Source organism: Streptococcus sp. E24BD (assembly GCF_041807825.1).
GTDB lineage: Bacteria > Bacillota > Bacilli > Lactobacillales > Streptococcaceae > Streptococcus > Streptococcus entericus.
In genome coordinates this window covers 1-14271 of sequence record NZ_JBGTZB010000041.1, presented here as the reverse complement: position 1 = coordinate 14271, position 14271 = coordinate 1, and the positions used below count along the sequence as shown (strand labels likewise).

The following is a 14271-nucleotide window of genomic DNA, read 5'->3' as shown; positions in this document are numbered from 1 at the left end:
CTTTCTGCGCTATCCGAGAGACATCAGGAACCGTGTCAAAGTCATCACCATGGACATGTTTAGCCCTTATTACGACATCGCTAAGAAACTATTTCCAAATGCGAAAATCGTTCTCGATTGTTTCCCCTTCGCTCTTCTATTTTTAGGCTCAGGCTAAAACAGTCCACTGGACTGTTTTACTCCAACATATGAGCTGGGCTATGAATCGGCTACGTGTTCAGATAATGAACCAGTTTGACAGAAAATCTCACGAGTACAAGACACTCAAACGCTACTGGAACCCTCGCTCTCTCGTTTTCAAGCTCGGGCTAAACTAGTCCACTGGACTAGTTTACTCCAACAAGACAGTCGAAAGCTCAGCGATAAACGCTTTTATCGCCCAACTTTTCGCAGGCACTTGATTAATCAGGAGGTTGTCACTAAACTGCTCGGCTATTCTCAAGAGCTAAAAGAACACTACGAACTTTATCAACTGCTCCTGTTTCATTTTCAAGAAAAGCAAGCTGACCAGCTCTTTGGGCTGATTGAGGAGACGATTTCAAGCGTTAATCCTGTCTTTCAGACAGTTTTTAGAACATTTTTGAAGAATAGAGACAAGATTGTCAACGCCTTGAAACTGCCTTACTCAAACGCTAAACTAGAGGCGACAAACAACCTTATCAAGGTCATTAAACGGAATGCCTTTGGTTTCAGAAACTTTGAAAAGACAAAACTCGCATTTTCATTGCCATAAACATAAAACGAGAGAAGACAAGAACTCTCCTCTCTCGGTGTTAAGTGGGTCAACCCACTACAGTTGACAAAGAGCCAAAAGAAACAAGCCTTCGACTTGTTTCTCTAATCAACCCACTAACAACTTAATCTCCTATGATGCTGATCCCATCCTTGCCGTCTGTCTCAATCATCTCAACCAAGACTGCTTCGGTGCTTGATGTCGGCAGGTTCTTACCCACATAATCCGCCCGAATGGGCAATTCCCGATGACCACGATCAACCAAGACTGCTAAGCCAACACGGGCAGGTCGCCCTAGACTGACTAGCTTATCGATGGCCGCCCGAATCGTCCGCCCAGTGTAGAGCACATCGTCAACCAAAATCACATCGCGAGCCGTCACATCGACGGACACCACGCTACTATCCTCTGTCACCTTGATATCGTCCCTAAACGGCTTGGTATCCAACTCAATCACTGGCAGCTCCAACCCTTCCAGGCTCAAAATCCGCTCCTGCATTCGTCTCGCGATATGAACACCTCGGGTCTTAATCCCAGCCAGCACCACCTTATCCAGCTCCTTGTTGCGCTCGATAATCTCATAGGTCATCCGCGTGATAGCCCGCTGCATGGTTACGCCATCAACGATTTCTTTACTTTTCATCTTAGCCTCTCCTTAGTTTTTCTAGGGTTTCTTGGAAAATAGCTGGCGCAGGAGCCGTAAAGACCATCTCCTCACCTGACGTCGGATGGGTAAAGCCCAGTTTCTCAGCATGTAAAAACTGTCCCTGACCAGCTAAGGTTTTCTTAGGACCGTAGGCAGGGTCGCCAGCCACAGGGTGACCGATGTAGGCCATATGGACACGAATCTGGTGAGTTCGTCCCGTTTCCAAGGTCAGCTCGACCAAGCTGTAATCCCCAAACCACTCCAAGACTTGAAAACGGGTCAGGGCAGGCTTGCCTTTAGCCGTTACGGCTTGTTTTTTTCGGTCCTTGTCACTTCGACCAATAGGGGCTTCGATGACCCCGCGGTCGGTCGGCAGGTTGCCATGGACAATGGCCAGATACTTTCTCAGGGATTTCTTGTCTTTGAGCTCCTCAGCTAGAGCCTGATGGGCAGCATCAGTCTTAGCAATCATGAGCAAACCTGATGTGCCCTTGTCAATCCGATGGACAATGCCCGGTCGCACAACACCGTTAATGCTAGACAAGTCCTTGATGTGGTAGAGCAGGGCATTGACCAGCGTTCCTGTCACGTGACCTGCCGATGGGTGTACCACCATGCCTTGCGGCTTGTTAACAACCGCCACTTGGTCATCTTGGTAGATAATCTCTAGAGGTAAATCCTCTGGCAAGTAGTCCACAACCTCTTCCTGAGGCAGCGTGTAGGTGATGACATCACCTGCTTTAACAGCGTACTTGGCCTTGGCAGCTCTGCCATTAACCAAAACCCGCCCCGCCTTAATCTCATCGTTGGCGAAGCTACGGGAGAGGTCGGTTAAGTCGGCCAAAGCCTTGTCCAGGCGGCTACCGCCGTCTATAATGGTTAGTTCTTTTTGCATAAGGTTCTTTCTAGGAAAATAGCAAGCAGGCTGCCAACAGCGACGCCTGCGGTGTTCATGAGAAGGTCAGTGACATCGCTCATGCCGATAGTAAGGAGCCACTGAAGGGCTTCATAGCTGAGGCTCAACAGAAAACCTAGAGCCACGACTTTTGTAACTGCCCAGCGGGGCTTAGTTAGTTTGAGTAAGAGACCAAAGGGAATAAAAGCGACTAAGTTAAAAGCCACCTCCAGCCAAACCACCTGACCATTGATGATCAGCGGTTCGGCAAAGGGCACCCAGTTAATGTAGCGGTAACTGAGGAATATGGCAGGCGCTCCAAATTTGAAGAGAATCCCCCAAGTCAAGAAGAAAACATAGACAATCAGTAAACGACGGATGAATTTTAGTGACACCATACGGTAACCTCCAAAGGACCTTAGTAATGTGTAATAAGGCATCGGACACTCCAAATAGATATCAGGATAAATCTCCAGACCAGTTGGACGTTGTCGTTAGCTCAGCGCAAAGCGCTAGACAGTCAAACAATGATAACAGCCAATCCAGTCGATTATTGGGTATCCTCTATGACTGGTAGATTTGACAGCCAACAGCTCAGATGACTAACTCCCAACCAATAACTTTTTGTATAGATAGGCGACTATTGCTTCTGTTTCTCTAGATGGTCTTCCCACCAGAGCGCAACAAACATGAGGACGACACCGACGGTTAAGTAACTATCTGCCACATTAAAAATAGCAAAATCCATAAAATCCAAATGCACCATATCGATGACATAACCCAGGCGGAGACGGTCGATGAAATTCCCAACACCACCAGCCATCATTAAGGTCAGAGGCAATAAACTCAGCCAATGATTTTTGGATTTAACAAAATAAATGATTGCCCCCGTTAGGAAAACCAGAGTGACTACTGTAAAAAACCACTGCTGATCCTGCAAAATAGAAAAGGCCGCACCACTATTTTGGACATAGGTCAAACTGAAAATCGGTGGCAAAAAGGGTCTGATATCACCCAGTCCGATGTTAGACACTACCCATAACTTGCTCCATTGGTCAAGACCGACCAGAACAAGCGCTAAAAATGCCATCATTAGTTTTTTCATACCAACTCCTTAGGGTCTAAATCACTGAAATAAGCCGTCATGACTTCAACAAATTTTTGAGCACAACTCGATAGCGCCATCTCCGCACGTTTGACATAAACCAACTTATTGTCTGTCGCTCCTTCCAGCGGAATGACTGTGATGCCATTGACACTGGCACTATCTAAGAAACCAGACCCTGTCGCAAATGCATCCGTCCGCTCCAAAATCCCATTTAAGGTGGCACGATCCGTCACCTTGTAAATCAGACTAGATTCCGTGCGATCGACTAGATTTTCAGAGTAATAGAGGTACTCGTCCTTTTCTTGGGTAAATAGCACAGCAGGTAAGCCAGTCAAGTCATCTAAAGTCAGACTAGGCTTACTAGCCAATCTATGGTGTTTACCCAGATAGATATGGGTTTGAAAACCAATCAAGTCAATCGCTTCAAGGCCTTGCTTCTCCATCTTACGACGAATGCCCTCTTCATTTTGAGGACTGAGGTAAACAATGCCTAACTCACTATGCCCATCGATGACCTCATCGAGGATTTGTACCGTCGTCGACTCAAATATCCGAAAATGCCTAAACTCAGGATATTTTTCAGAAAAACGCGTCATTAAAGGGGTTAAAAAATCATAGTGCTGGCTGGAAATTGAAAACTCTCGTCCCTTGCCACTCGACTGCGTATACTGGTTTTCAAAGGAATCAAAAGAGCCAACCAATTTCTGAGCCTTTTCAAAAAAAACACGACCACGCTGGGTTAAACGCGTTCCTGAAGTTGTTCGATTAAAAATTTTAAAGCCAAGCTCATCTTCCAAATCTTTGACCGCTACGGATAAACTAGGCTGGCTAACGTAAAGATTGGTCGCTGCCTCACGAAAAGTACCGCTGTTGGCAATCGCTACAACGTAGCGTAATTGTTGAATGTTCATGATTACACTTTCTTAGATTGTACTCTCTACATTATACCACAAAACAGACGGGAACTCATCCCGTCTGTTTGACTTAGTTGATAACAATCTGGTCTGCCCTAAGGTCTAGTCCTTCTGGAAGTTTAGCAAAGATGATGGCATCTGTCTGACCAACTTGGCTAGGCAAATAGGCCAGATAACCGCTGGTGCGCTCATAATGAATTCGCCCAAAAGGATTATTCCGATCAATACCTGTAAAGATATTGGCTGACAGCTCAATAACATCATCTGCATCAAAGTCGTTAATGGTATCAATTTGACCATTGAGTGGGCTGTTAAAGATAAAGGTGTCTTGTCCACCGCCACCCGTCAGGGTGTTGGACAGGCTATTGCCTGTGATACGGTTGTCTGACGTGTTCCCTGTTCCTCGTCTAGCTTGACCGACTAAGGTCAGGTTTTCCACCTGTTCAGGCAGGCTATAGTCAACTGATGCGATAACCGTATCTGTCCCTTCTCCTACGCGTTCAATCACAGTGTCGCCGCTATTGTCCACGATGAAGACATCATCTCCAGCACCGCCATCGAGGAGGTCAGCTCCCAAACCACCGTCCAAGTAGTCATTACCAGCGTCACCGAAGAGGCGGTCGTCACCATCACCACCATAGATGGCATTATTGGCCACATTGCCTCGCAACTCATCTGCAAAGCGAGAACCGATCAGGCGCTCAATTTGCGTGCCATAACCGATGAAGGCTTGACCTCTTTGGAAATCATGGACATACTTATTGGCAAAAGCACCATAGTCCACCGTATTGGTCGGCTGATAATTTGGGTCATCCGCAAAGAACTCACCGATGGTCTGCTCTTTGGAATCCTTAACCACCAAGGTATCGGCCTTTTCGCCACGGTAAATCCAAGAGCCTGGCGTTAGATTAACCGTCACAGCTTGGTCTTCATGAGAGGCGTCAAAGGTATCCACCCCGCCGCCATCCCAAATGTAGATATTGCCGTCGGATTTATGACGGTCAAAATCTTGGAAGCGGTAAGTATCGTTGCCAGAACGCTGGGCTGGATTGACACCGAAACGGTAATGGAGGTAAATCAAATCATAGAGCTTGAGGTCAAAACTATCCAAGTCCATACGAGGGGCCCGATAAGTCATCACACTTAAGCTGCTCTGATTTTCCAGTGGTGGCAAGACAGGATAGCCTTCATGGGCGTGTTTTGAGCCGAAAGAATGGAAGGTCTCATGGATAAAGAGGTGGCGGAAGGATGGCAAACTCCAATCCCTATGATCCTCTTGCCCCTGACCATTTCGACCACCGATGTTGACATCGCCACCAGAAGCGGCATTATTAGCCGCTGTGTTATTGTGCAAATAGTAAACGATGTTGGCATCTGGTGTGTGGGCTGGACGATCTGCCCCAACTTGCTCAAAGGTCACATTGGCATAACGGCTAAAGAGGTCAAAAATCCGACGCGCCGCATCTCGGTTGGCCTGATTGATGGCATCATGGCGATAGGTCGGCGCTGCAAAGCCGTAGGTGATTACTGGTGTTTCTGTGTACTTAAAGGTCTTGATTGGCAAGTAACCACGAACGCTTGGGGTCATCCGACTGAGAGCCGCTAGGAAATACGGCTTATCGGTATTTGAGTGCTCAAAGGTAGCGATCAAATCAGCTGACACCTGCTCCTGAGATAGGGCAATCAAATCAGAAACCTGAATGGCTCGCCCTTGATAATCCTTGGTCTCCAAGGCAATCGACAGAAGGCCACTGCTATTGTTTTTAAGCAGAGCTGACGGCAGGGTGATTGTGAAGCTCTTATCCTCAGCCACACGTGCTGTGACCGTCTCTTCCCCTAGACCTAGGGTCACCAGATCACCAGACTTGGCTGCTCCAGACACTTGCCCCTTGATTTGGGTTAATTTTTCAGGAAGCGTCATAGCAACCTTGCCATCTTTAAAGATATGGTCATCTGTAAACTGCACCTGTTGACTGGTTAGTTGTGGCAAGGCTTGCCCGACAACATCATCCGCTAATCGGAGGTTATTTCGCCCATAGCGTGCTTCGATATGATAAATCGGGTCGCCCTTTTGCCCAAAGCTAATCTGTTCCCCCTTAGCTGCCAAGAGATCCGACAAGGGGAGGTTAAAGGTAAAGTTTTGCTGCCTATCCACCCCAGCATAGTAGGTCTTATCCTTAATGGTCAAACTGATTTCATGCAGTTGCTCTCGGTTGCCATGCTTAGCTGCTAAGCCATCTAGCGTCACATGACCGCTCACACGGACAGTGTCCCCCTGTTCCATGTCTCCCAACTGGGTCACCAAGACCTGTGCCGTCGCCCAATCCACAACCGTATAAGCTCGACTAATGGTCTTGTCACCGAGGCGCGCGGTCACAGCATAGGTTGGGTTGGTCACTAGGTCTGCCGTTGTCACTTGAGCAGTGAAACGGTCACCAGAGATTGCGGCTTTAACCTGCTGATCACCAATCATCAGTAGGACTGGCTGACCGTTGCCACCAGTCACCTGACCAGTGATGGTCGTTGTTGGCTTGGTCGCCTCGGTCACATTGATGTGGTCGTCTGCGGTGATGCTATCAAGGCTCAAGGTCACCTCCGTCGCAACCGCGGCTACCTGATAGGTCAAGCTAGCTTGAGCCTGACTGTCGTTGCCATGCGCGTCTCGACTCGTCACACGAGCAGTCAACTGACGACTGGCGTTGGTCACCAAAGCTTGACGGTCGAGGGTTAGACTAAAGTGTCCATCAGACTCTAGGCGTTCCTCCTGCTCCTGTCCAGCTAGGCTCACAACCACCTTATCCCCAGCTTGATGCCCGCTGATTTGTCCTTTGAGGACAATGGCAGAGCTGGAAGTTGGATCAATAATCGCTAGCGGCTCAAGCTGAATAGTGAGACTTGGTGCAACCGTATCCACGAGGATAGTGCCTGTCTGACTAGTTTGAGCGGTGTTACCTGCCAGATCCGTGACTTGGGCTTGAACTGTATAGAGATGATTGCCCTGAGTTTGTTTAAGAGGACCTGCTGGCAAAGTCACTGTCCATCGGTTGCCAACCAGCTCTGCTGGATGAGTTTGACCGTCTAAGCTCACACTGACGGTGCGGGCCCTAACCGCTTCATCCTGAGTCAGTTGACCAGCCAAAACCAGCGTCTCTGCTCGGCTATTGACCACCGTAGGTCGGTCTAGCGTCAAAACAGGTGTCGGCAGGGTGACATCGTAGGTATAAATCTGCTCCTGGTTGGAAACCGTGGTGCGGTTGCCAGCTGGATCTGTTGCTGTCAAGGTCAGACGGACGCGATCATCGCTCTCAAAGGCGGTCTTTGGCAGGGTCAGACTGTAACTTCTACCGCTAATGGTGACATGGTGCGTGGTATCGCCCAGTTTGGCAGTTAGGATGGCTGTCTCGTCATCAGCTAAGTTGATAATCTCGCCGCTGATGGTGACCGTGTCTGGGGTCGCCAGATTGATAATATTGCCCGCTGTCAATTGGTTATAGGTCAGGCTCGGCTCTGGTGGGGTCATATCAACACGATAAACACGTTCGCTCCTTCCTGTTGCCGTGTTGCCGTAGGCATCACTGGTGGTCACCTGAGCTTTGACCACCGTTCCTTCTGTTAGCTGATTCCCTGAAAGGGTAATTTGGAACTGACCGTTTTCGATACGGGCTTTGGCAGTCACCCATTGAACGCCCTGGCAAATTGGACAACCACAGGCAATGTCAACTTCCTCACCATCCTTAGCTCCTGTCACAAGACCGCTGATGACGATGCTATTGCGACTTTCTTCTAGGTTAATCACATCATCTGTCGCAATCGGATTGATGGTTAGGCTTGGTTGAGCTAGCTCTGTTTTTACCGCATAAAGCTGTTGCGCTCCAGCCACCATTTCCCCGGCACGCAAGACTTGAGCTGATAGGCTTTGGTGACTAACGAGAGCCTGCCCATCAATTTGAGCGGAAAAGCGATCGGCAGTCAAGTCCGCCAGTACACCCACCGTGCCAACCTGAATCATCAGCTGGTCACCCTCTTGCAGGTCACTGACTTGACCTGTAATGGTTAGAAGACTGCGGCTTTCATGAGCATTGATCACGTTATCTCCAGCAATGGCATCAAAAGTGACCACAGGTCTTGGTAAAGCTGGTAAAACATCAACGAGAACAGCTACTTCATCTTGGGAATGGTCTGTATAAGTCACCACGACACGCCCAACTAGAGCAGCCCCGACTTTATCCGTTCTCGGTTCATGACCTTCCTTCCAAGCAATAGAGGCGACATGATTTAGATTGACGTGTTGAATGCTTGCCGCAGCTACTACAGAATCACCAAGACGAACAATCTGTCTGATAGGTTGTGGTTCTTGGCGATCTGCTAGGGTCAGAACCTTACTACCACGTTCAATGATCGCATCTTGGACCTGACGAATCGTTTCCTGATGGGTTTCTGGTTGCCCAATTTTCTGACCACGATAGGTCTGGTAGATATGGGTTAAGCGAATGAGCCCTTCCACCCCAGCTTGTAGAGTCTCTTCATAATCAACAGGCTTAGTCGGATTATCCTGATAAATGATCCGAAACTCTACCTGTTGGTCTTCGGTTTCCGTCACCCGGCCCGCTTCTGGCTTGGTCCCAACCTTTTCTACTTGTGACACAGGTTGGGTGATAACCTCAGCTACCTCAGACAAGACCGTTCCTGTCCGCAGTCCTCGCTCGGTCTGGTAGGTTGTCACGATAGATTTAAGACCAGGTTGACCTGGGCGAATTAGAACCGTCTCGCCTGACCAAAGGTCGGGGTCCTCTTGCCGTTCGATAGTGAAATCAATTGGTTCTGAACGGTGCTCAACCTCCTTAGCATGGATTGACTTGGTTCCAACTCGTATAATCTCATCTTTTGGATCTTCTAAAATTCGTTCAATGATTTCTGGATTCGGTTGACGATGACCATCAATTGTTTGATAAAGCGTCACCACCTCTTTACGACCAACTTGCCCTTTTTGAAGAACGTTATGTTCTCCCAACCATAAGTGATTATCCTCTTCTGCATGTGTTTGATACGGAATCACTTCCTCTTGTCGTTCAGTTTCTAGTGCTTTAACTGGCTGAGCAGGAGTGTCTGGCTTCGTTCCACGACGAATACGTTCTGGAACTGGAGAGGTCGTTTCCTGACTAGAAACTAGTTCACCATTTAGATAAGTATACGTTAAAACTCCTGTGACCCCTGTCTGAACAATGACTTCTTCTCCGAGCGGTAAACTAGCATCAGGGATAATTTCAGTCTTGTAAGGGATAACTTCCGTACGGCTTGTCTCAACTGGCTGAGCAGGAGTGTCTGGCTTCGTTCCACGACGAATACGTTCTGGAACTGGAGAGGTCGTTTCCTGACTAGAAACTAGTTCACCATTTAGATAAGTATACGTTAAAACTCCTGTGACCCCTGTCTGAACAATGACTTCTTCTCCGAGCGGTAAACTAGCATCAGGGATAATTTCAGTCTTGTAAGGGATAACTTCCGTACGGCTTGTCTCAATAGGCTGGGAAGGTTTTTGAGTAGTTTGATTAGAGTGAGCGATTTGAGAAGGTAGCGAGATTTGGTCAGCAAGTTGTTTGTGATGATCAACAACTTCTTTACTCCTCTCAGCATCAGTTGGTTTATTTTGGGCTGTTGTTGACTCCTGCTCTGCTATTGGCTGCACCGAAGAAGCCTCAACAGGAACCCCCTCGTGCCGCTGATAAGCGTAAAGAGTTCGATTACTGAAGTGTCGAGGGTTCGGCAAAAAATCCCCCTTAGTAACCTGATAGCTGGTGGTGAGAAATGTCTTCAAAGCTACATCAAGAGCTGACATGGTCTCGGCATTAATACTGGCTGCGCCAAGGCTAGTGATGAGGACAAACTTAACAAGAGATTTTTTATCTCGACGCACCATAGAAACCAGCGCTGCTAGAACCCCTGTTGCTCCAAGCAAAGTAAGAAGTTCACTTGGCATTTCAGCCGTGTGAGGCAACATTTTAAGTGGCTGATGTTGCCGATAAACAAGAATATAGCGAGCATCAGCCGAGGCGATCTCGTCTGTCAGTTTCTTATCAGGATTCAGTAACGCTTGTTCCTGCGGCGTTAAGTCCTCATAATTGACATAATGGTAGTCAATGGTTATAGATTGTCCAACTGAGACTTCCTGAGACTGAGCTTGAGCAGGTTGACTAACCATTGCAAAACCGAGTATAGCAGCTCCAACAGTGGCAGAAACAACACCAACAGACAACTTTCTAATGGAAAAACGTTGCAGGCGTTCCCAGTTGGAAAAGAGGCGTTTCATGTCTTTCTCCTTATTTTAATATCATCACTTTTACTTTTATAAGATAACCCCACCCAAAATGGGTAGGATTAGTCTATTATTTAGCGATTGGGTAAACAGAAACCTGTTTCTTATCGCGACCTTTACGCTCGAAACGTACAACGCCTTCGATTTTGGCGTAAAGGGTATCGTCACCACCGCGACCAACGTTTTGACCTGGGTGGATGTGAGTACCGCGTTGGCGGTAAAGGATTGAGCCGCCAGTTACAGTTTCACCGTCTGCTGCCTTAGCACCAAGACGCTTAGCTTGTGAGTCACGTCCGTTTGACGTTGAACCCCCACCTTTTTTACTCGCCATGAGGAACAAGTTTTCAAGATTTTTCAACATAATAGTGTCCTTTCTTTTGTATGTTCTAGGTTGTCAGATTAAGCGTTGATAGCTTTAATAACAACTTTAGTGTACGGTTGACGGTGACCTTGTTTACGGTGGCTACCTTTTTTAGGCTTGTATTTGAAAGTAACAACTTTCTTTTGTTTGCCTTGTTTTTCAACTGTACCAACAACAGTCGCTCCTGAAACAAGTGGTGTACCAACAATTGTTTTCTCACCACCAACAAGAACAACCTCGTCGAAAGTAACGTCTTGACCAGCTTCAACATCAAGTTTTTCAACATAGATGACTTGGTCAACTTCAACCTTAACTTGTTTACCACCAGTTTTGATGATTGCGTATGTGCTCATGATGCACCTCCTATAAAGATATTGATAGGGAAATTCCCTTGTGAAGACTCGCCTTGTAACGTGGGTACGAAACCTCTTAAAACGCTAGTCGTGCGGTTGCACAGGACGTGCATGTAGTCAACATTACGATTCTACCATAGCCGAGCGATTTATTCAAGGATTTTACTTTATTTTTTCAACTATTTACTCTGATCGGCAATCATTGCCTATGCCATCATGTTATCCTTATCTTTAGAAGCCCCAGACTAGTGCGGTTGAGCTCCTTTGCTAGTTTCTGATAATCAATGCCATCTGTCGTAGCGACAATTTCGTAGACTTCATTCAGTTCATGGAACTGGCGATATTGCCTGCGAAAGCCATTCTTCTCGTAAAAAGCTAGACGTCTAAGACGTTGGTCATAATTACTCGCTGTCTCCTCCATCGGCTCGATACATAAGACTAGGGGTAGTCCTTTTGCCTGCTCGGCTATTGTTCGCAACATAGCTGAGCCGTAACCTTTGGAGCGAACCTCGTCATTAACTGCCAGCAGAAAAACAAATATCCCTTGAGTTGTCCTCACGGTATAGGCAAATCCTGCAAAGATGTTCTTGTCGTAATAGGCAAGGAAATCAACTTGAGACTGAAGAGCAAACAAGCTAGCGAGTAGATAAGGCGGGCGCTCTTCTGGCGGAAAAGCTGCATGATAGAGGGTCTCTACCGCTTGATAATAGGGAGAAAATGGATAAATCGGGTAAGAAGTTAAGGTCACCATGTCACATTCACCAAACCGTTAATTTCTTGATAAGCTGTGTCTACACGCGCCTTCATCGCATCGTCCAGCAGAACACGGTAACGCCCTCCCTCAATAAAATCCTGCAAGACAATGACACGATAATCAACATATTCATATCCCTCGCTGCCATAAGCACCAAGACCAGTCGCCCAAACCATGGTTGGGTGGGCTGTGACTGTTTTAATAAGTGTCTGCTCACCTGTTTTCTCAAAAGTGACATCCATCAGGACACCACGCTCTGTCTAGATGTTGCCAAGAGTTTCCAGACGTTGGTCAGAGAGAAAATTTCCCATAGAGTAGATGATGAACTTCTTCTCTCCGTCTTTTTCAAGTGTTTCTGAAGGCTGCGGAACATGCGGATGACCGCCAAAGACCACATCAGCCCCCCCAGTCAATCATCTTATGATAGAGGGCGACTTGCTCTTCGCTAGGCTCAAGCGCCTCCTCGACCCCCATCTGTGGCATGATGATGGTGACATCTGCTTCTTGCTCCGCTCTCTCTATCTCAGCTTGCATGTTGGTTTCATCTAGGTCAGATAGGTGGCGAGTATACTCTTCTTCAGACAGATTGCCTTCCATTCCATTAAATCCATAGGCATAACCTAAAATAGCAATCTTAATGCCGTTGACCTCCTTAATCACCAAACCATCTGTCGAACGGTCATTTGGGTAAAGTCCAACAGGGGTCACCCCCAAATCTGAAAATATCCGATGGGTGCTCAAGGCTCCTGATAAACCTGTATCTAAGATGTGGTTATGCGCGAGGTCAACAACATCATAGCCAGTACTTTGTATCGCCTGAGCAGCTTCTATGGGCGCATTAAACAGAGGATAACCATTTGGCGGTAATTCAGGATTGATTGTCCCTTCAAAATCACCGATGGCCAAGTCCGCACCTGAAATCCACTCCTTGACATACTCGTAGTGGTGTTCTAATTGATAACTGCCATATTGGTGCAAGGCACTGGTATACAACCTGTCATGATAGAGCAGGTCTCCATTTGCGACAACACGCGCCGTATGAGTTTCTAGCTCTGGTGTGCTTGGTTGAATAGTCTCCGCATCTGGTTGCAAATACCTGCCTAGCTGCATGAAGCAAATCAGCAACAAAGCTGTCAAAGAGCCACTTAGCATTAACTGATCTTTTTGTTTAGCCAACATATCTTCTCCTTTTCAGTTTATTATACCACAATTGGAAGAAACAAGTTGTCAAATCAAGTTTGTCCCTAACATCGAAAAAGAGAGCCAAGTAGGCTCTCATCAGTATCCTATGAACAACGCTCAGCTATTGCCAACAAAACTACAACGCACCAAAACACGGGCTAAGCCGGAAGGTGTGCAGGTAAACAAGCTCAAATCCCAATCCTTGTCACTAGAGGTGTCTTTATAGACCTGATCGACCTCAGTCGGTTCAATCGTTTGGCGATTGGTCACACGGTAGCGGTAAATCCGACCAGTAACAGATTTGAGAATAATCTCTTCACCCATGTCGAGGTCTTTTAATGGTTCAAAATGACTAGCGTAATTATGGGCACAAACAACCAAATCATTCGTGTAGTAAGAACCATTGTAGCGAACCGGAGTCTGGGCTAATTGGTCATAATTGTAATCTGATGCGATGGGGAGAGTTATCCCTAAGCGTGGGATATGGAGTGTACCGATAAAATCAACACCGTCAATCGTTTCAACCGGCATCTCCCCATTTTCTGAGCCGAATGGTTTTTGGCTTTCTTTTTTTCTAGTTCTTGAGCAACAACATTTGAAGCTGTCGCTGCCTGATTAGCTTCTTAGAAATTAAACAAAGCAAAGACACATCCAGATACCATTAAAAGAATCCCTAAAATTCTCAATGCAAAGCGTCTTACTGGTGTCACTAGCTCTGCCCCCTCTTCATGAAAGAAAGACCTATCAATACTACACCAAAGATATTTAGGAGGTAAACTGGCCACTGAAAAGGCACCCCTTTTCTGTACAATTTTTATAAAGTGTTTTTGTTAAGCGATAACTCGCTTAACCATAGGTGTTTGGTAATCGAGACTACCGTGAATGCAATGATGGTTCCACCAGTGGACATAGTCCTTGGTTTTAAGGGTTAGTTCTTCTAGTGACTGGCAGGTCTCCTGGTTGATAAACTCCAGTTTGAAAGAGCGGTAGGTGCTCTCAGCGACGGCATTAT

At 46.9% G+C, this 14271-nt stretch carries 11 protein-coding genes, 2 pseudogenes and 1 other annotated feature; of the genes and pseudogenes, 1 reads left to right on the top strand and 12 read right to left on the bottom strand.

Going from position 1 to position 14271, the window contains the following annotated elements:
• Window positions 1-777: pseudogene (locus ACERC5_RS08820) on the top strand (transposase); the annotation flags it as partial.
• Between the two features lie 80 nt (window positions 778-857).
• Here the strand turns inward: ACERC5_RS08820 and pyrR are convergent.
• The 12 genes and pseudogenes from pyrR to ACERC5_RS08760 all read right to left on the bottom strand — a co-directional run.
• Complete coding sequence (gene pyrR / locus ACERC5_RS08815) at window positions 858-1376, bottom strand: bifunctional pyr operon transcriptional regulator/uracil phosphoribosyltransferase PyrR (protein WP_373659604.1); 519 nt, start codon at window positions 1374-1376, stop codon at window positions 858-860.
• A gap of 1 nt (window position 1377) precedes the next feature.
• Window positions 1378-2274, bottom strand: a complete 897-nt coding sequence (locus ACERC5_RS08810; protein ID WP_373659605.1) for an RluA family pseudouridine synthase — start codon at window positions 2272-2274, stop codon at window positions 1378-1380.
• Window positions 2259-2714: a VanZ family protein gene (locus tag ACERC5_RS08805; RefSeq protein WP_373659606.1), complete on the bottom strand. Its 456-nt coding sequence runs from the start codon at window positions 2712-2714 to the stop codon at window positions 2259-2261. The genes ACERC5_RS08810 and ACERC5_RS08805 overlap by 16 nt, the downstream gene beginning before the upstream one ends.
• 200 nt (window positions 2715-2914) lie before the next feature.
• Window positions 2915-3379, bottom strand: a complete 465-nt coding sequence (gene lspA / locus ACERC5_RS08800; RefSeq protein ID WP_373659608.1) for a signal peptidase II — start codon at window positions 3377-3379, stop codon at window positions 2915-2917.
• Window positions 3376-4293, bottom strand: coding sequence for a LysR family transcriptional regulator (locus tag ACERC5_RS08795; RefSeq protein ID WP_373659609.1), 918 nt, complete (start codon window positions 4291-4293; stop codon window positions 3376-3378). The genes lspA and ACERC5_RS08795 overlap by 4 nt, the downstream gene beginning before the upstream one ends.
• Before the next feature lie 73 nt (window positions 4294-4366).
• Complete coding sequence (locus ACERC5_RS08790; RefSeq protein ID WP_373660584.1) at window positions 4367-10603, bottom strand: G5 domain-containing protein; 6237 nt, start codon at window positions 10601-10603, stop codon at window positions 4367-4369.
• 76 nt (window positions 10604-10679) lie between these two features.
• Entirely contained in the window at window positions 10680-10970 is a 291-nt protein-coding gene (gene rpmA / locus ACERC5_RS08785; RefSeq protein WP_018368241.1) for a 50S ribosomal protein L27, read from the bottom strand.
• Window positions 10971-11008: 38 nt separating this feature from the next.
• Window positions 11009-11323: a 50S ribosomal protein L21 gene (rplU, locus tag ACERC5_RS08780; RefSeq protein ID WP_018368240.1), complete on the bottom strand. Its 315-nt coding sequence runs from the start codon at window positions 11321-11323 to the stop codon at window positions 11009-11011.
• A gap of 34 nt (window positions 11324-11357) precedes the next feature.
• Window positions 11358-11431 (bottom strand) — a sequence feature (ribosomal protein L21 leader region).
• 106 nt (window positions 11432-11537) lie between these two features.
• Window positions 11538-12074 carry a GNAT family N-acetyltransferase gene (locus ACERC5_RS08775; RefSeq protein ID WP_373659682.1) on the bottom strand — a complete coding sequence of 179 codons (537 nt, stop codon included), beginning with the start codon at window positions 12072-12074 and terminating at the stop codon, window positions 11538-11540.
• Window positions 12068-13256: pseudogene (locus ACERC5_RS08770) on the bottom strand (CapA family protein). Before ACERC5_RS08770 ends, ACERC5_RS08775 begins: the two are co-directional and overlap by 7 nt.
• A gap of 120 nt (window positions 13257-13376) precedes the next feature.
• Window positions 13377-13790, bottom strand: a complete 414-nt coding sequence (locus ACERC5_RS08765; RefSeq protein ID WP_373659681.1) for a sortase — start codon at window positions 13788-13790, stop codon at window positions 13377-13379.
• Window positions 13791-14089: 299 nt separating this feature from the next.
• On the bottom strand, window positions 14090-14271 hold a 182-nt coding region (locus ACERC5_RS08760; protein WP_373660583.1), incomplete at its 5' end, for an IS3 family transposase.

Excerpts from the sequence above, each read along its gene's own strand:
- pyrR (WP_373659604.1), bottom strand. The coding sequence starts at position 1,376 with ATGAAAAGTAAAGAAATCGTTGATGGCGTAACCATGCAGCGGGCTATC.
- ACERC5_RS08810 (WP_373659605.1), bottom strand. The coding sequence starts at position 2,274 with ATGCAAAAAGAACTAACCATTATAGACGGCGGTAGCCGCCTGGACAAG.
- ACERC5_RS08805 (WP_373659606.1), bottom strand. The coding sequence starts at position 2,714 with ATGCCTTATTACACATTACTAAGGTCCTTTGGAGGTTACCGTATGGTG.
- lspA (WP_373659608.1), bottom strand. The coding sequence starts at position 3,379 with ATGAAAAAACTAATGATGGCATTTTTAGCGCTTGTTCTGGTCGGTCTT.
- ACERC5_RS08795 (WP_373659609.1), bottom strand. The coding sequence starts at position 4,293 with ATGAACATTCAACAATTACGCTACGTTGTAGCGATTGCCAACAGCGGT.
- ACERC5_RS08790 (WP_373660584.1), bottom strand. The coding sequence starts at position 10,603 with ATGAAACGCCTCTTTTCCAACTGGGAACGCCTGCAACGTTTTTCCATT.
- rpmA (WP_018368241.1), bottom strand. The coding sequence starts at position 10,970 with ATGTTGAAAAATCTTGAAAACTTGTTCCTCATGGCGAGTAAAAAAGGT.
- rplU (WP_018368240.1), bottom strand. The coding sequence starts at position 11,323 with ATGAGCACATACGCAATCATCAAAACTGGTGGTAAACAAGTTAAGGTT.
- ACERC5_RS08775 (WP_373659682.1), bottom strand. The coding sequence starts at position 12,074 with ATGGTGACCTTAACTTCTTACCCGATTTATCCATTTTCTCCCTATTAT.
- ACERC5_RS08765 (WP_373659681.1), bottom strand. The coding sequence starts at position 13,790 with ATGCCGGTTGAAACGATTGACGGTGTTGATTTTATCGGTACACTCCAT.